The 17,093-nt window shown below is 70.5% G+C and carries 13 protein-coding genes, 2 tRNA genes and 1 pseudogene; 4 read left to right on the top strand and 12 right to left on the bottom strand.

Features of this window, described 5'->3' with window-relative positions:
• Together GT354_RS37700 and GT354_RS37695 are read right to left on the bottom strand one after the other, a co-directional pair.
• Positions 1-771, bottom strand: a pseudogene (locus tag GT354_RS37700) (hypothetical protein); the annotation flags it as partial.
• 23 nt (positions 772-794) lie between these two features.
• A complete protein-coding gene (locus tag GT354_RS37695) occupies positions 795-2,093 on the bottom strand; it encodes a hypothetical protein (protein ID WP_161360880.1) in 1,299 nt (432 codons plus the stop codon).
• A gap of 207 nt (positions 2,094-2,300) precedes the next feature.
• On the opposite strand from GT354_RS37695, the gene GT354_RS37690 reads away from it, so the two are divergent.
• Positions 2,301-2,374: transfer RNA gene (locus tag GT354_RS37690), tRNA-Lys, on the top strand.
• Between the two features lie 175 nt (positions 2,375-2,549).
• On the opposite strand, the gene GT354_RS37685 is transcribed toward GT354_RS37690, so the two are convergent.
• The 3 genes from GT354_RS37685 to GT354_RS37675 all read right to left on the bottom strand — a co-directional run bounded on the left by GT354_RS37685 (position 2,550) and on the right by GT354_RS37675 (position 6,231).
• Positions 2,550-3,407, bottom strand: a complete 858-nt coding sequence (locus GT354_RS37685) for a helix-turn-helix transcriptional regulator (RefSeq protein WP_161360879.1) — start codon at positions 3,405-3,407, stop codon at positions 2,550-2,552.
• A gap of 99 nt (positions 3,408-3,506) precedes the next feature.
• Positions 3,507-4,298, bottom strand: a complete 792-nt coding sequence (locus GT354_RS37680) for an SDR family oxidoreductase (protein WP_161360878.1) — start codon at positions 4,296-4,298, stop codon at positions 3,507-3,509.
• A gap of 1,195 nt (positions 4,299-5,493) precedes the next feature.
• Positions 5,494-6,231, bottom strand: coding sequence for a hypothetical protein (locus GT354_RS37675; protein ID WP_161360877.1), 738 nt, complete (start codon positions 6,229-6,231; stop codon positions 5,494-5,496).
• Positions 6,232-6,796: 565 nt separating this feature from the next.
• On the opposite strand from GT354_RS37675, the gene GT354_RS37670 reads away from it, so the two are divergent.
• Positions 6,797-7,624 (top strand): hypothetical protein, encoded by an 828-nt coding sequence (locus tag GT354_RS37670; RefSeq protein ID WP_161360876.1) that lies wholly within the window; start codon positions 6,797-6,799, stop codon positions 7,622-7,624.
• Between the two features lie 116 nt (positions 7,625-7,740).
• Here the strand turns inward: GT354_RS37670 and GT354_RS37665 are convergent, their stop codons facing one another.
• From GT354_RS37665 to GT354_RS37650, 4 genes are all read right to left on the bottom strand, one after another.
• Entirely contained in the window at positions 7,741-8,208 is a 468-nt protein-coding gene (locus tag GT354_RS37665) for a hypothetical protein (protein ID WP_161360875.1), read from the bottom strand.
• A gap of 113 nt (positions 8,209-8,321) precedes the next feature.
• Positions 8,322-8,762 carry a DUF6325 family protein gene (locus GT354_RS37660; RefSeq protein ID WP_161360874.1) on the bottom strand — a complete coding sequence of 147 codons (441 nt, stop codon included), beginning with the start codon at positions 8,760-8,762 and terminating at the stop codon, positions 8,322-8,324.
• Between the two features lie 174 nt (positions 8,763-8,936).
• Complete coding sequence (locus tag GT354_RS37655) at positions 8,937-11,528, bottom strand: serine/threonine-protein kinase (protein WP_161360873.1); 2,592 nt, start codon at positions 11,526-11,528, stop codon at positions 8,937-8,939.
• Between the two features lie 167 nt (positions 11,529-11,695).
• The gene (locus GT354_RS37650; RefSeq protein ID WP_161360872.1) at positions 11,696-12,442 is read right to left on the bottom strand and encodes a hypothetical protein; all 747 of its coding nucleotides are present in this window, start codon (positions 12,440-12,442) and stop codon (positions 11,696-11,698) included.
• A gap of 544 nt (positions 12,443-12,986) precedes the next feature.
• Between GT354_RS37650 and GT354_RS37645 the strand changes: the two genes are divergently transcribed.
• On the top strand, positions 12,987-13,517 hold the full coding sequence (locus GT354_RS37645; protein WP_161360871.1) for a cell division protein SepF: 531 nt from the start codon (positions 12,987-12,989) through the stop codon (positions 13,515-13,517).
• A 127-nt stretch (positions 13,518-13,644) separates the two neighbouring features.
• Here GT354_RS37645 and GT354_RS37640 read toward each other — a convergent pair whose 3' ends face one another.
• From GT354_RS37640 to GT354_RS37630, 3 genes are all read right to left on the bottom strand, one after another.
• Positions 13,645-14,232, bottom strand: a complete 588-nt coding sequence (locus GT354_RS37640; protein ID WP_161360870.1) for a nucleotidyltransferase family protein — start codon at positions 14,230-14,232, stop codon at positions 13,645-13,647.
• A gap of 266 nt (positions 14,233-14,498) precedes the next feature.
• Positions 14,499-14,585, bottom strand: a tRNA-Leu gene (locus GT354_RS37635).
• A gap of 105 nt (positions 14,586-14,690) precedes the next feature.
• On the bottom strand, positions 14,691-15,242 hold the full coding sequence (locus GT354_RS37630; RefSeq protein WP_161360886.1) for a TetR/AcrR family transcriptional regulator: 552 nt from the start codon (positions 15,240-15,242) through the stop codon (positions 14,691-14,693).
• Positions 15,243-15,701: 459 nt separating this feature from the next.
• Between GT354_RS37630 and GT354_RS37625 the strand changes: the two genes are divergently transcribed.
• Positions 15,702-17,066 carry a cytosine permease gene (locus GT354_RS37625; protein ID WP_346012354.1) on the top strand — a complete coding sequence of 455 codons (1,365 nt, stop codon included), beginning with the start codon at positions 15,702-15,704 and terminating at the stop codon, positions 17,064-17,066.
• Positions 17,067-17,093 lie beyond the last annotated feature (27 nt).

The following is a 17,093-nucleotide window of genomic DNA, read 5'->3' as shown; positions in this document are numbered from 1 at the left end:
CAGTACCTGGCGCACGGGTTCGTCGGGCACGGGGGCCCGCTCGGGCGCGGGGCCGCGGCCGGCGCGTGGGCGGGATCCGGCCAGCGTGAGGGTCTGTTCGCGCAGCGCGCGCACGTCCCGGCGCAGGAACAGGTACGCCTGTTCGAGCAGCCCGCCGGGTGTGGTGGCGAGCGCGTGCAGCAACAGTGCGATCCCGTACCGCTCGTGCCCGAGGGCACCGGCCTCGGTGACGGTGACGGCCAGCACGCGACTCGCGCCCGGCCCGAACGCGGCCGGGTCGATCGCCCCGTCGGGCCCGAACACGTCCCCCACTCGGCGCCCGGCCTTCACCTCGGTCAGCCACGCGTCGAGATCGACCCGACCGTAGCCGGCCAACAGGTCGACCGCGCCCGCCTCCAGGCGCGCCAGCAACGCGATGAGCAGTACGCGTTCGTCGACCCGGGCGGTGGCAGCGGCGGCGTCGAAGGCCGCCCGCAGCCCGGCCGTGACCGGCAGCCGCCCGAGCCGCGGGGCGCCCGCGTCGGACGCCTGCCCGGCGCCGCCCCCGGGCAGCCCGGCCGCGAGCACGTCCGGCGGAATGCCCTGCCGCGCGAACAGCCCGGCCGCCACCCCGCCCGGCATCCGCGCGAGCGCGATCAGGGTGTGGGCGACCCCGACGGAGCCCGCGCCCACTTCGCGCGTGACGTCCGCCGCGGCCTCGAACCGTCGCGTCGCCGCGAGCAGCCCGCCGTCGAACCGGTGCTCCGACACCCCGACGATGTCCGTCTCCACTCGCCTCTCCCCCGCCTGGCGCGCTAGCGCGTGTCGTCGTCGCCGAGCAGCCGCTCGGCCCGTTCCGCCCGGGCTCGCGCCAAGTCCGGCTTGCCCGCCCCGAGGGCGCGCACACCCGCGGCCAGCATTCGATACGCGGCCGCGGTGGAAACCGCCCGGGCGAGTGTTCCCGAGCGCACCTCCGGCGGCAGGTTCTCCACCAGCACGGCGGCCAGTGCGGGGTCGGCGCGAGTGACCCGGTTCAGCACCAGAGCGGCCCCCACCGGGGTCCGCCGAACCCACGCCGGGCCGTGCCGCTCGACCAGTTCGCGCGCGCCGTGCACCACCAGCGCGTCGTCTCCGTCGAGCACGCCCAGCAGCAGCCGCACCGCCCAGCCCCCGGGGTCCGCGTCGACCCGCTCCAGGCCGCGCCGCAACAGCCGGACCGCGGCCACGTCGTGGCCCCGGTCGAGCAGATCCGCCGCGTCGCCCACGAGCCCGGCGGCCACCCCGGCCCGGGACCCGCCCGCCGGACGGCCGTCCCGTACCGCCATCGCGGCCGCGTGCAACTCGCGGTACTCGGCATACGCCGGGTCCAACATGGCCGCCTCGTACAAGAACCGCACCGCGCGCACCGCGTCCCCGCCGACCAACTCCCGATGGCCCTCGATCGCGAGCCGATGCGCGAGCCGCGGAGCCGCCGCCGCGCACCCCTGCTCGAACGCCAGGCGGTAGCACGTGCGCGCCTCCCGCTCGTCGCCGCGCGCCGCGGCCCGATCGCCCATCACGCACACCCAGTCGCCGCGCGCGGTGGGCGCGCCCGCCGGGGCGAGCAGCGGCAACAGGCGCCACAGGTCGTGATCGGGATGCCGCGAGGGTTGTTCGAACCGCTCTTCGAGCCGCTCCAACACGCGCCGGGTGGCCGCGACCCGCCAATGCCGCACGGGCGCGCGCGGGTCGATCCCGTCGAACACGTCGAGCAGGGCCCGCTCCAACGGGCGGCCACCTTCGGACAGCGCGTGGTCGAGCACGTTCCACGTGTCGGCGAAACCCTCGGTCGGGTGGACCGGTTGGATGGCCCACCACCGCAGCACCGCGTCCACCGCGCGCGGATACGGCCCGTACGGATCGCGCGCGAGCACATCGGCGAGCATCCGCGCGGCGGTCTCCGGCTGCCTGGTCGCCACCGCCTCGATCTGACTCTCGATCAGCGCCCGGTTACGGCGCAGCTCGGCGTCGCTCGCGTGGGCGAGAAAGTCACGCATCGCGACGAGTCGCGGCTCCACCTCGCCCTCCCGGTGCGCGGCCATCCGGAATGCCCGTACCGCTTCGGCATCCGACATGTGCGTCTCCCCCGCGAACCCGACCGCCCCTGCGGCACCGGTCGTGACGACGTATGCAGCACGGTACTCGGCCCACCGAACCCCGGGGAGGACACCGGGCGAACCCAACCCCCGTAACGCAATCGTCACCGTTCGTGAGATGCCCCCCGGCCCGAAACCGAGGTGAGACCGCCCCTCGGCATCAGGTACTATTTCTCTCGCAAGCAAGCGCCGCTAGCTCAGTTGGTTAGAGCAGCTGACTCTTAATCAGCGGGTCCGGGGTTCGAGTCCCTGGCGGCGCACAGCGGCAAGACGAGAAGGGCCCCACCGGTTTTCGGTGGGGCCCTTCTCGTCTTCTCACGAAGCCCTTCTCGCCTTCGAGTCGGGCCCCTTCTCGGCGGGTGCGCTCGCCGCCTCCTCGGCGGGTGCGCTCGCCGACCGCGGCGCTCCCCCTCAGCCGACCGGAGCGCTCCCCCCTCATCCGACCGGGGTCGCGGACCACGACAGGAGCATGCGCAGGGCGTCCTGGCTGGGTGAGCCGGGCTCGGCGACGTATGTCACCAGGGCCTGGTTCGGGTCGTCGCCGGAGCGGAGTGTGTCGTAGGTGAGGTCGAGCCGGCCGACCAAGGGGTGTCGGAACCGCTTCACTCCCGAGGTCTTCTCGCGCACCGTGTGTTCGGCCCACCACGTGCGGAACTCGGGGGATTTGACCGACAGTTCCCCGACCAGCGCGGCCAGGCGCGGATCGTGCGGTCGCAGGCCCGCCTCGCGGCGCAGGAACGCGACGCTCTCGCGCCCGCACTCGGCCCAGTTCGCCCACAGTTCGCGCGAGCGCGGTTGGAGGAAGGTGATCCGGATCATGTTGCGTTCGGCGGGGGGTAGTTCGCCGAAGTCGCCGAACAGCGCGGTCGCGGCCGGGTTCCAGGCGAGGATGTCGAGGTTGCGGCCCAGGACCATGGCCGGCACCTCGGACAGCTGCGTCAACAACCGGCCGAGAGTGGGCCGTACGGTCTGCCGCGCGGGGCGTGGGGTGCGCGCGGTGGGGCCGGAACCGCCGACCGGGCGGGCGATGCGGTGGAGGTGTTCGCTCTCGTGCGCGTCCAACCGCAGGGCGCGCGCGAGCGCGTCGAGCACCGACGCGGACGCGTTCTTGACCCGGCCCTGTTCCATCCGCGTGTAGTAGTCCACGCTCATCCCGGCGAGCCCGGCGAGTTCCTCGCGCCGCAACCCCGCCACCCGCCGCCGACCGCCGAAGTCGGTGAGCCCGACATCCTCGGGACGCAGGTGCTCACGCCGCGCCCGCAGAAACTCGCCCAATCCGATCGTGCTGCTCATCGCCCCATTGTCGCCGCCCCGCTCTCGCTCAGCCTGGCCCTGCCAGTGCCTGCCAGTGCCGGCCACGCGGCGGCCACGCGGCGGGTCGGGCCGGACGACCTAACCCGGGATCGAGCCGACCAGGCCACCGTCGATGACCAAATCCTGGCCGGTGATGTACGACGACCGCGCCGACAGCAGGAACGCCACCGCCTCCGCGACGTCCGTCCCCTGCCCGAGCCGCCCCAGCGGGATCTGCGCCCTGATCGCGTCGTCGCCGGCCCGGTCCGGGGTGAACGCGCGATACATGTCGGTCTCGATGAAGCCCGGGCTCACCGAGTTGACCCGGATCCCCCGACCGGCGAGGTCGGCCCCGAACGTACGCGCGAGATTGTGCACGGCAGCCTTGGTCGCGGCGTACAGCGTCGCTGCGGGCATCCCGCGGTGCAGCGTCCAAGAGGCGTTCAGCACGATCGACCCACCATCGTTGCCACCGGCCGCCGTCAACAGCGGCACGCTCTTTTGCACCGTACGGAAGACGCCCTTGAAGTTGACGTCGAGCACGTGATCGAGGTCCGCCTCCGAGATCTCATCCCCCGGCCCGAACACAGCGACCCCGGCATTGGCGAACACCCCGTCGAGCCGCCCGTACCGCTCCCGGATCGCGTCGAACAGCGCGTCCAGATCCGCACTCCTGGCGGAGTCGGCCCGCACCCCGAACACCCTTTCTTTGACGTCGAGTTGTGCCACCGCCCCCGCCAGCCGCCGTTCGTCCCGCCCGGTAATCACCACGTCGGCCCCACGCGCCAGCAGCAACCGAGCCGTGTCGAGCCCCATCCCGGCCGTTCCACCGGTAACCAACACGACCCGCCCGACAAAGTCCGCAGACTCCACATCACCACGAAGATTCATGTCCACGAGGTTGGTCGACACCCTGCCGGCCAACCAGGCCCGCTTCCACCATGGGTCGGACAGGACGACCCTCGATCAACATGGCCGCCCTGTCCGGCCTCGAACCCCGACCGCCCGCACGCACGCCGGCCCACGCACACACGGCCCCGAGCCGCCGAAGCGGCCCGGGTCCGCCGTGTCGCGCTGAGCCTGGTTGAAGAAGCCGTCGTGGCTCTGCCGGGACGGATCCCCCTGAGGAGCCGCACATCCGCCGGCATCAGCAGCAAGAAGACCCGCTTGGCCAGTCGTTCGATACGAGGACGACGGCCCGAGCAGGCGGGCCCAGGCGGCGGCAGCGGCGGAGGCCCGCGCCGCAGCGGAGGAGGCCCGGGCCCCGGAGGCCGCTCGGGTGGCCGAGCAATCTGGCCACGTGTCGCGTAGAACGTCCCTTCTGAGGGAGTGTGATGACGTACTTTCCTGATCTTTCGCCCTATTCATATTTCGACCGACCTCGGATTTCGGAAGGTCTTGAATGCAAAGACGCGTTGAATATCGGCTGGTTGGACCCGAGCTACGAACATTCTCGGGGGGCGGCCCCCGTCGGTTTCGTGAACGGGCTTCAGCGGCTGGTCGGGCAGGAACGTGTCGCGCAGACACGAGGGCGTCACTCGTGTCATTACTGTCGAACACACTTCGTTACTATCGAGAATAAATGGGATCCACAGGGCCGAACGCTGTTGGGTAGTGCGGAGATCAGAGTTCTCGGTCCGTCGGGTAACGCCTATGCTGCGCCGACTCTCGTGGTTCACTACGTCACGGAACATCAGTACCTGCCACCGGAAGATTTTGTCTCGGGGGTGATGAGATCGTTGTAGATCCGGGCGCACTGCCATCCGTGTGGCATCACATTCGATGCTGTCCGTCGGAAGGTGTCGAACTCGGTCTGTACGGCCCGGCGAAACCTGGTAAGTCGAGGAGGCTTGGGCCGGGAGGAACCTTCCCCTGAGGTTGCGGAGCTTTGGGCCAAGTGTCGTGGGGCCGAGCTGTTTCGCAATGTCGAATACGTTCAGTGGGGTCTGCGTGTTCTCTCGCCATAGGCCAGTGCCGAGGCTCATGAATTGCAGTGGCGAGAGCGGTCGGCCGATTTCGCGTGGGTATGGCCGACGGCACTGCGGAGGGAGTGCTGCCTCGTGGATTGCCGGTGTGGGGTGATCGGCTATCCGAAGTGGCTGCCGGCCAGGGCTTTCAGGCGTTCGATGCGGGTGGGCAGGTCCGGTGGGCCGGGGATGGTGCCGTTTCGGCAGTGGCCGCACAGGTCGTCCTGGAGGGGAGTGGGAGAGGGGCGCCCGCAGTCGTTGCATTCGGTGAGGGCGGTGCGTTGGACCGGGATGTGGGTGGCTGCCGGCGGGGGTTCGGGGGTTGGGTGGTCGTGGGTCAGGCGGTAGTGGAGGAGGCCGGTGGTGACCTCGTCTCGGGGTAGGCGGGCGACGAGGCGGGTGTAGATGTCGGCTTCGGTGTCGCCGGCGGCGAGGCGGGCCAGGACGTGTGGGACGACGGTTTCGAGTTCGGCGTCCGGGAAGGCCAGGCGGGGGTCGGCGAAGGCGATCGAGCGGAGTAGGTCCAGGGCCGATTCGGCGCCGTCGCACGGGGTTTGACGGGGCGTCGGGCGGTGCCAGGTGGTGCGTTGGCCGTGTACTCGACCGGTCGCGGCGTTGCGGGCGCGGTCGACGATCAGGAGGCCGGCGGCGAGGAGTTCGTGGTACACGCGGCTTGCCCGGGCGGTGCCGGAGGCGAGCAGACGGCGGATCCAGGCGATGCCGACGGAGCCGCGTGGGGGCTCGGCTTCGAGCGCGATCGCGCACTTGAAGGCGTCGCCACCGAGGTGACCGAAACGGTCGAATACGTCGGCGGCGGAGGTGGAACCGGGCGGGGGTGCGTCGGTAGTCTGTGGCATGGCCGTGATGAGCCTCTTTCTCGTCGTGGTCGGGCCCTCGCTGGTGCGGCTAACACCGGCCGGGGCCATTTTTCGTTACGGGAACAGACTCGGGTGATCACTCTCGGTGCGTCAAGTCGCCCGTTCGGCTGAATCTTTGGCGCGCGCACTACCACCGACCAAGGCCCCGAAGGGGCCTTGGTCGGTACTGGTAAGGGCGCCCCACCCGATCGGCAGGAAACCGAACCTTCGGCCCCCACCTGCGGTTTCGCCGGATTCGAAGGGGCTCGTCTTCCGGCGCTCGCGTGCTCCGGCGGTGGGGAAACCCGATCCTCGGTCGACGTCGCGCGGAACGGCTCTGCGGTTGGCCGGGGTTGCCGAGGCCGCCGAGCGGCGGGCGGCGGGCGGCGGCGAGTGGTGGGCAGCGGCGGCGCGATCGGGTCGCTGCGGGGTTGGGCGGGGGATCGCCTCGGGTAGGGCTGCCGCGATCGTTGTTCCCTGGGTGGGAGGAAGTGCCGTGGTGCGACCGGGTGTACGTACGACTGCGCAAAAGGGTCATCCGTTCGGGCGGCGGCCCGTCGGGGGGTTGAGTGAGCTGTTGTGGGACTGGTCGAAGTCCGGGACCCGGCAGGCGGCGCGGAATCGGCTGCTGCGGCGGTTACCCGGGGTGGACTTGGCGGCGGCGTATCGGTTCGGGCTGGTGGAGCGGCCGCACTACGCCTACGGCGTGCGCCGGGCCACCGAGTCGGCCGGGCGGTTGGGGCATCGGGGCGTCACGGTGGTGGAGTTCGGCGTGGCCGGCGGCAACGGGCTGTTGGCGTTGGCCGAGCACGCGCGCTACTACGCCGCCGCCACCGGGGTCGCGGTGCGGGTGGTCGGTTTCGACGGTGGGGTAGGCATGCCCGCCGCCGAGGATCCGCGTGATCTCCCTTACCTGTTCGGGCCCGGCTTCTACGCGATGGATCAGGACCGGCTGCGGACCCGGCTCGGTACGGCCGAGTTGGTGGTGGGCGACCTCGCCGAGACGTTGCCCGCGTTCCTGGCCGGCAGCGCCGAAAGGCTGCGCGATCACCCTGTCGGGTTCGTCGCGTTGGACCTCGACTACTACTCGTCCACGACGACCGCGTTGGGCCTGTTCCGGGGCTCGGCACACGAGCACCTGCTGCCCAGGGTGACCTGTTACCTCGACGACCTGCCCGGCACCATCGACCGGATCGGTGAGGCCGCCGCGGTCGGCGTTTTCAACGCCAAACATCCGGACCGGCCGATCGGCCGGGTGATCGGCCTGCGCGCGTTCACGCCCCTCGATCCGCCGTGGGCCGACCAGATCTACGTCCACCACCGCTTGGACCACCCCGACTACGCCCGCCTGGAGATCGGCGCCACCGGTGACCAACTGCCGCTGACGGGTTGATCCGAGGGCCTTCCCCTCGTTGGATGCCTTTCGGGCGGGGGCCGACAGTCGGGACATGCCACGAGGGCCCCCTCCCTCGGTCGGGAAGAAGCCCTCGTGGTCGATCGCCGCCGGAACTACTGTGGCGCGTCGATGAGATCGGTGATTCGACCGCCGGCGAGCGGTACCTGGTACCAGACGTCGGTCGAACTGCCGTCGCCCCAGTACTCGGTCACCACGACCGTCGCGTGACCGGCGCCGCTGCCCTCGTAGCGAACCGACCGGTCCTGCGGGACGTTCTGTGCCCGGAAGACCGGATCGGCCATGTTCTGGTCGGCCCACGCGTCGAGACGGGCATTGAGTTCCGGCGTCAGGAACTCGTTGCGCACCTCCTGCGGGTTCATGTCGGGATTGGTGCCCTCGACCGCGGACTTGTACTGGTCGAAGAACTGGGTCACGTGCTGGACGACGTCCGCCTGCTGCACCTGCACGACAGCGGGCGGTGAACCCGCCGACGCGGCCAGCGCGGGGGCGGCGGCGCCCGCGGAGAGAACGAATCCTGCGGCGACCGCGACCACGGTGGCCCTGCGGAACTTGGCGGTCATGGCGACCTCCACTTGCTTGGGGAATTGCCCTTGCACCCAGTGAGACGGCCAACCACCGAGGGTGGTTCCGGGATTTTGCCCTGCTTTACCCTTTGGATAGCAATTCGTTCAACTCAACCGTTGTCCGTCGCGCCGGCCAACGCCTCTTCCGCGTCGTCGACCACGGACTGCGGCAAACGGGTGTACGACAACAGTCGGCCGCCCGAGTCGCGGATTTTTACGGCCACTTCGCGGGCCCACACGTTCTCGACGAACAGCACCACCACGAGCGAGTCGGGCGGCATGACCTGCCCGATCTGATCGGTGTCCTCGTCACCCGCGAGGCCCAACATCTCGCGTGCCGCGAGTTCGGCGGCCATGTCGCGCAGCCCCTCGAACTCGCTGACCTCGTGGCCGTTGACGTTGCCGTCGACGTCCTTGACCACGATCATCGCGTCGATCAACCTGACGTCGCCGCGCTCTTCGACCGCCTCGAAGGCTTCGAGCACGGCCGAGGTCAGCCGCTGCCCCGGAAAGCCCAACACGATAGCGTCGACGGGTCCCAACTCGACCATGCTGCTGCCTCGCTTCGAACGGAGTTCGGACGGACTCTGGCGGAAATCCCCCGACCGAGTCCCGATGCCCCGTCCGCGCGCAATCATGTGCCCGGTGCGACGGGCACGCCCCGGGCCGCGGCCGGACTCGGTCCGAACAGCCGGTTCGGATCCCGCCCGACCGCCTCGGGCGCCTCAGGCCTCGAACGCGGTCAGCGAGGCCGTCTGGGCTCGCGCGTCCGGGTCCTGCCATTGCGCGACGTAGACCTTCCCGTTGGCGAGCAACGGCTCCGACAACAGCGGTACCGGCAGTTCGCCGTCCCACGCGGTCCTGCCGTTCTCGGCGTCGAGGGCCACGACCCGGGCCCGCTTGGGGGCGGCGGCCGCGTTCACCGTTACGTAGACCTTGCCCGACTTCAGGACCGGCCGGCTCACGCTCGCCGGCGAACCCAGGCCCCGTTCCCATACGAGCGTGCCGTGCGCCAGGTCGAGTGCGTACACCGTGGCCGTGTCGATCCGCGGCATCGGCGACTCGGTCGAGTCCGGGCTCGGGGCGGCGCTCGTCGTTCCGCTCGGTTGTACGCCGGCCTGCTCGCCGGACGGGTAGCAGGCGACGAACATCGTGTCGGGGACGTCCTGGTGCCACGTCACCTCGGTGACGTGGCGCCCGGGCATCTCGTACTTCCAGATCCGGCCGCCGGTGGTGGCGTCGATCGCCACGACGGCGGACTTGTCCCGGTCACTGCTCGCGCTGTACGCCACGATCAACGTGTCGGCACCGAACACCCGGATGTCGTGCGCCGATCCGCCTTCGAGCGAGACCGGCCCCCACATGACCGCACCGGTCGCGGGATCGAAGGCGTAGCGGTCCCACGTGTACCTCCCGGAGACCTGCCCCTTGGTCACGAGCGCCAGGACCCGATCGCCGTGCGGCAGCGGGTTCACGCCCCACAGGTAGTCCTTGAGCGGTTGATCCCACTTGCTCCGGCCGCCGGTCTCGAAGGCCCGGAGCATCATTCCGTACAGGCTGCCGCTGTCCGAAGTCGCCATGCAGTAGACGGCTCCGACACCCGGCACCGGTACGTCCGCGTGCGTGATGTCCGGGAGCATGTCGGCCTTCCACAGCTCCGCGTGGGTGTTCACGTCGATCGCGACGATCCGACCGACGGTGCTGCCGTACTCGTTCGGTGCCGCGACACCCAGGTAGAGCACGTCCTTGTCGAGAGCGGTGGGCAGGCGCACCCAACGGGCGTCGAAGTCCAGGCTCCAGCGCTGCTCGCCGTTGGCCGGGTCGAAGGCGTGCACCGTGCACTTCGCGGGGGCGGAGGTCTCCCGTCGGCCCGAACCCTCCACCGACCAGGACACCACCAACACGTGATGGGGGGTCACCATCGGCTCGGACACCGAACGCCCGGTGGTGGCCTTCGACCAGACCTTCTTGCCCGACTCGGCGTCGACCGCGGTGATCAGACCGTAGCCGCCACCCGCGCCGTTGGACACCTGGAACACCAGGCCGCCCTGGGCCCCGAGCGAAGACCGGCCGGCCGCCCCGACGGGGTAGTCCCACACCTTGTTTCCCGGGTCCGCCGCATCGCCCATCAGGAACCAGCCCAGGCCGCCACCCGCCGCCACGACGGCGACTGCGGAACCGCCGATCAGGAACGCGCGGCGGCCCAACGCCCGTTTGCCGGTGGGTGGTTGGGTCGCGCCGACGGTCGGCGGCAGGCTTGGTTGCGGGGGTGGGCCGTTGCGGGTGGCGGGCAATCCGGGGCTCGGGCTCACGGCAGCGGCAGCGGGTGCCGGCGGCTCGGCGTCGGCTGGGTCGGCCGGGGCGTCGGCTGGGGCGTCGACCGGGAGGGCTCGGGTCGAAGCGTCTGCCGGCGACGCGCGCGGGACGCCCGGTTCGCCGACGTGTCGCCGCTCCAACTCGGCCGCCAGGTCCGTCGGCAACCACGAACTCCCGGTCGGCGGCTCGGAATCGCCGAGGCAGCGAGCCAGGATCTCGGCGAGCCCCGGCCGGTCGGCCGGATCCTTGTGCAGACACGCGAGTACGAGGTCCCGCACGCCCGCCGGGACGCCGACCACGTTCGGTTCGCCGTTGAGCACCCGCATCATCATCTGGAGTTGCGGTACGGGCTCGCCGTGGAAGGGGCCCGCGCCGGTGCCCGCGAAGACCAGGACCGAGCCGAGCGAGAACACGTCGCTTTCCGACCCGAGCCGGCGACCGCTCGCCTGTTCCGGCGACATGAACGACGGCGATCCGACCACGCGGCCGGTCCCGGTCAGGCCGGCCCCACCCTCGTCCACGGCGCGCGATATGCCGAAGTCGATGACTCGTACCCGGTCCCGGCCCAGGATCACGTTGGAGGGCTTGAGGTCGCGATGGATCAGGCCCGCGCGGTGGATCGCCATCAGCGCCTCGGTGAGTTGTGCGCCCAGGATCCGCAGCGCGCCCTCGGGCAGCGGGCCGTACGTGTCGATCGCCTCGGACAGCGACAGGCCGGTGAGATATTCGGTCGCCAGCCAGGGGTGTTCGGCGTCCGGGTCGGCCTCGGCGATCGGTGCGGTCCACGCGCTGTCCACCCGTCGAGCCAGGTCTATCTCGCGCCGGAAGCGGTCCCGGAATCCGTGATCCGTCACGAACTCCGGCCGTACCGTCTTGACCGCGACCCGGACACCGCTCGGGGACACGCCGAGGAACACCTCGCCCATGCCGCCCTCGCCCAACCGAGCACGCAACCGATAGGAACCCAGCCGGGCCGGATCCCCGTCGCGCAGTTCTTCCATGACCACCGTTCCCCGTTCCGGTCGTTCAAGGGTGGCCACCCTAGCCGCCGCGCCGAAACCCGTTTCAGCCCCTTACCGCGTCGGTTCGCAGGCCGCCGGGGGCGGCCCGAGCGCCGGTCACCGCGCGGATGCCGCCGGTCACCGTGCCGGCTCGGCCGCTCGGTCGCTCAGCCGCTCACCGTTCGGAAGTACCGCTGCCAGACCTGGGTCTGTCGAGTCTCGGTGTGATCGGTGCCCAGGACCCGGGCGAAGTCGGCCACCAACATGTCGTACAGCCCGATCGCCTCGCCGCGGTAGCCGGAAAGCCCTCGATTGATGGCGTGGCCGGCGCGCGCGACGAGCGTTTCGAGGCTGTCGGGGCCGAGGATGCGGGTCGCGTCGAGGGCGAGCGCGCCGTACATGGCCGCGGCTCGCCCCCAGTCGCCGGCCTCGCCGGTGAAGCGGGCCAGGTAACTGCGCGCGGTCAACGTGCTCTGCGCCTCGGCTCCCAGCGCGCGGGTCATGTCCGGCACGATCTGCATGAACAGCGCGATGGCTCGTTGCGTCTCGCCGGCTTCGCCGGTGAAGCGCGCGTGACACAGGCGCATGTCGAGCGTGACCCAGTCGCCCGGCCCGAGCGTCTGGGTGGCGACCGGGATCAGGCCGGCGAACACCTGTACGGCCCGACCCGGGTCACCGTCCAGGCCGACGAAGTGGGTGTACGCCCGGCGGACGTTGAGGGTGTCCCGATCGGCCGGCCCGAGTACCCGCTCGGCGACGCCGCCCAATTGGTGGAACAACCGGATCGCGGTCGCGGGGTCCTCACGCATGCCCCACTCCCAAACCGTGGCGATCTGTTCGTTGATGCGGGCCCGGGAGGGATAGGGCTCCTCGATCGGGCGAGGGGGCCGCACGATGCGGAAAGGCGAATCCATGCTCACCTCCGAAGTTGTCGCATCCGAGTGTGCGACCTGTCCCCGGCCCACCGGTAGACGTTCTTCCCTTGCGCGTCGGCCGGGCGGGCGGTCCGTGCCGGCGGCGCGAAGACGGTGAGGCCGAGGGGAGTTCACGGCGGCGTGAGACCGGGGTGGCCGCGAAGGACCGGAGCGTGTCGTCGATCACGCGTTCGGCGGATGGCGGTTCCCGAGGAAGCCTCGTGCTGTCGGTAAAGGGGCGACGAGCGCGCCGCACGCGAAGGGCAATCCCGACATCGACGGCGATTCGCCCGTCCGTGTCGGCAAATCCCGTGACTCGAACGACAGTTCGAAGGCAGCGATGCCGCCGGATGGACCGACGAAAATATCTCAAATGGCGTCAGAAGCCGCACTGGGTACGCCCGTTCGAGGTTCCGTAGATGATCTGTCCGCTTATAGGCGCGTCGTTCTACGCGCCAAGCTCGGCACTCGCATACAGTTCGGTCGAGTGGAGGATGACGAGATAACCCGGACGGGGCCGGGACGAGCGGACGCGGAGGTGCCCATGGGCGCATTGCGCAAGGCCGGCTCGTGGCTCGGGATCGGTTCGGGGGACGTGGACGACGACCTGTACCGCACCGGCGCGGGTGCCTATGAGACCGGTACATACGACGCAGAGGACGACGACACGGGGTCGCGCTGGGTCTACGACGACGAGCCCGAGGAATCGCGTTCGCGCGCCCTGGAGGGCAGCGTGGTTCCGGCATCGGAGGTGTTCGCCGCGAGAGCCGCAGCAGCCGAAACGCCGACCCCACCGAGTACTCGGATCGCGGTCGTGCATCCGAAGAGCTACCACGAGGCACGGGCGATAGGCGAATACTTCCGCCAGGACATCCCGGTCGTGATCGACCTGACCTCGATGGACGAGTCGGACGCCAAGCGGGTCGTCGACTTCGCGTCGGGCCTGACCTTCGCCCGGCGCGGCGCGATCGAACGACTGGCCAAGCGAGTCTTCCTGCTGATGCCGGCGGACGCCCGGCTCCTCACGGGGGATCCGTCCCAGCAGAACCACGACGGCTTCTTCAACCAGGCATAGCGGGCAGGGCGAGCAGGCGCAGCGCGACACGGCGGGACCCGGGCGGCTTCGGCGGCTCGGGTCCTTTTGCGTGTGGGGCGGGCCCCGGAGGGTCGGCTGCCGGGTGACTGTGGGCTGGGTCGGCCGGTCAGGGTTCGAGGTGGGACAGGTCCGCGGGGGTGTCGATGTCGAAGGGCTCGGCGACGTCGGCGCACTCGATCAGGCGCACGCGGGAGCGGTGTTCGGCGAGCAGAGCCCGGGCGCCGGCGTCACCCTCGGCACGGGCCGCGAGCTCGGTCCACCACGCACGGCCGAACAGGACCGGGTGCCCGCGCTTGCCGTCGTAGGCCGCGGCGATCAGGTCGTCGTGGGCGGTGTACGCGTCGATCAAGCGCCGCACGGCCGCGGCCCCGACGCCGGGCATGTCCACCAGGGTCACCACGACGGCGTCGGCGTCCGTCGGCAGCGCGGCCACACCGGCCGCGAGCGAAGACCCCATCCCCGACGCCCATCCCGGATTCCGCACCACCACACACCCGTCGAGCCGGGCCACCGCAAGCACCGCGTCGGCATCCGCCCCGACCACCACCACGACCCGCCCACACCCACCGGCCCGCACCTCGGCCACCCCGTGCTCGACCAACGGCCGCCCGCGATACACCAACCCGGCCTTGGCCCGCCCCCCAAGCCGCCGCCCACCCCCGGCCGCCAACACCAACCCGACCACATCACCCACGAGCCACCCCTACCTCGGACAACATTCCCTCGATCCAACGCCTCGCGGCGCCCGATCCACCCTTCAGGGGGGATTCCCACGTCAACGTCGGGAGGTTGCGCGGGGCATATTCGCGAAAAGTGATCCCGCCGCTGCAATTCATGGGCCTCGACACCGGCCTGTGGGGGAGAGAATACGCAGCGGTCCGCGGGCGGGTGGGACAGGTGCGTCGCGGCGGATTGCCTGCGGGGACTCGGTGCTGATTGTTGCGGGGACTCGGTGTCGACTGGTGCGGCCGAAGGGACTCGAACCCTCATGTCCTTTCGGACGGCAGGACCTAAACCTGCTGCGTCAACCAATTGCGCCACGGCCGCGTGCGCGTCGACCTCCGCACGACATCGGTCGGCGGTCGACCACGCCTCATGCTAGTCCTGTGCCGCTCCTGCGGTTGGCACCCACCCAACGGGTCGGCTCCGCCGTCAGGGTGTGGTCAGTCGTCCGGCGGCCCGCCGGGCCATCGCCAACGCGACCTCGCGGGTGGTGGCGCCCAGGCCCAGGACCGTACGCGTGCTCAGGCCCTCCAGCAGCGCGAGCAGTTCGGAGGCGTCCGCGGCCGGGTCGACGCCCGGGAACACCCCCTTGGCCGCGCCCTTGGCCAGGATCGTCGTGAGGTCCTCGCACCAGCCGCGGTCGATGTCGTCCTGCGCGATCCGCAGCTCCGCGTTGCCGGCCGTCCTGGCCCACAGTTCGAGCCACAGCATCCAGCGCGGGTCGCGCGGGCCCACCGGCAGATACAGGCCCAGGAACAGGTCGAGTTTGCGCTCGGGCCGCACCCGGCGCGCGAGCAGTTCCGCGCGCTCGCGCACCAATCGGTCCTCGCTCCAGCGCAGCGCCGCGAGCAGCAGCTGATCCTTGCTGCCGAAGTAGTACAGGATGTGGCCGCCGCTGGTGCCCAGGCGCTCCGCGAGGCCGGACATGGTCAGTGCGGCCAAGCCGTCCTCGGCGATGGCCGCGACGGCCTCCTCGAGCATCCGGTCCTGGGCGATCCGCCCGTCGCTGCGCCTGCCGGCCACCCGTAGTCCGCCTTCCGACTTCACTCCACCGCCCTGTGGCGCCCGCCCGTGCGCCCCCGGGGTGTACTGCCGGCCCGTTCGCGCTGCCGCGGCCCGTTCGCGCAAGGGCTCGACCCTACTCTCCCACTGCCGCCAACCTTGAACGACAGTCAAATTCCGGTGGTATTCGCCACGAAGTCTTGACACCTCCCCCTGTCGAAGCGCACCTTGAGTGGCGTTCAAACTTCTTGAACGACATTCAAGCTTCCGGTCGCGCTTCGAACCCGGTTCCGCACCCGGTTCCAGCCCGCCTCAGACTCACGAAGAGGAGGTCCGGTGACCCTGCCCCGCTCGGACTCCGCCGCCCCCGCTCCCGTCGGCCGCCCCGGCGCGCCGACCGCCGCGGTCCCGCCGGTCGCCTCCGATCAGGTCTTCCAGGTGGAGACCCACGGCATCGACCCGATCCCCGACGCGGAGCGGCACGGCAGTGCCAAGGACGTCTTCTGGCTCTGGTTCGGCTCGAACCTGACCTTCACGTTCGTCCTCAACGGGACCCTCGCGGTGATGTTCGGCCTGTCGTTTTGGGTGGCCACCGCCGTGGTCGTGCTCACCGGACTCTCGTTCTTCGTGATCAGCGCGCTGGGCCTGGGCGGTGTCCGCACTGGTACCGCGACGCTGGTCATCTCGCGGGCCACGTTCGGGGTATTGGGGAACTTCCCCGCCGGCGTGCTCAACTGGATCGTCGGGATCGGCTACACGATCCTGAACACGGTCGTCGGCTCGATCGCCCTCCAGCAGCTCTTCGGCAAGCTGGGCATGGCACAGAACGACTTCGGCAAGATCGTCGCGCTCGCGATCACGCTGACCCTGACCTTCGCGGTCGCGATGTGGGGACACGCCACCGTGCAGGCGGCCGAACGGTGGATGGCGTACATACTCGGCGCCGGCTTCGGGTTGCTGATCGTGTTCGTGGTGCCCGGCGTGGAGACCGCGTCGACGCCCGACCAGGGCAACTCCTTCCACGCGATCTCGCTCGCCGTGTTGGTGATGATCGCCGGCCCGATCTCGTACATGCCGATGCCCTCGGACTACACGCGCTACCTGCCCAAGGACACCTCGCTGCGCTCGATCACGCTGTGGGGCGCCGCCGGCGGCATGCTGTCCTCGGTCGCGCTGGGCATTCTCGGTGTGGCCGCGGCCACCCAGGCCGACATGACCGATGCCGTCGCCGGGGTGGCCGACCTGGTGCCCGGGTGGTTCGAGGGGCTGTTCCTGTTGCTCGTGGTCGGCGGCTCGATCACCAACTCGATCCTGACGCTGTATTCCTCCAGCCTGAACCTCCAGGTCCTGGGCATTCCGTGGTCGCGGTCCAAGGGCATCCTGGTCAGCACCGCGTGCATCCTCGCCGGGTCCCTGTGGGCGCTGTTCAACGGCGACTTCAACGAGAACCTGACCAGCTTCCTGTCCGTGCTCGTGGTCGTGTTCGCGCCGTGGGGCGGCGTGTTCGTCGCCGACACGCTGATGCGCCGTTGCCGCTACGACGCCGACGCGCTGCACGACCTGCGCGGCGGCGCCTACTGGTACACCCGCGGCTTCCACCCCGCCGGGATGATCGCGCTCGTCGCCGGCATCGTCTTCGCGTCGCTGTCCGCCGAGTCCGCGCTGTGGACCGGCCCACTGGTCGAGCCGTTCGACGGCGACTTCACCGTGCTGGGCGCCGTGGTCTCGGGCCTTCTGTACTGGCTGCTCGCACGCCGCGAACCGCAGTTCACCCGGCACCCGAACACCCTGTCCGGCGTCTGAGGACAGCGGACGACAGGCCGGCCGGCC

This window comes from Streptomyces sp. SID3343 (genome assembly GCF_009865215.1).
In the GTDB taxonomy this organism is placed as follows: Bacteria; Actinomycetota; Actinomycetes; order Streptomycetales; family Streptomycetaceae; genus Embleya.
The sequence above is the reverse complement of the archived record's forward strand: the minus strand, read 5'-3'. Positions and strand labels throughout refer to the sequence as shown.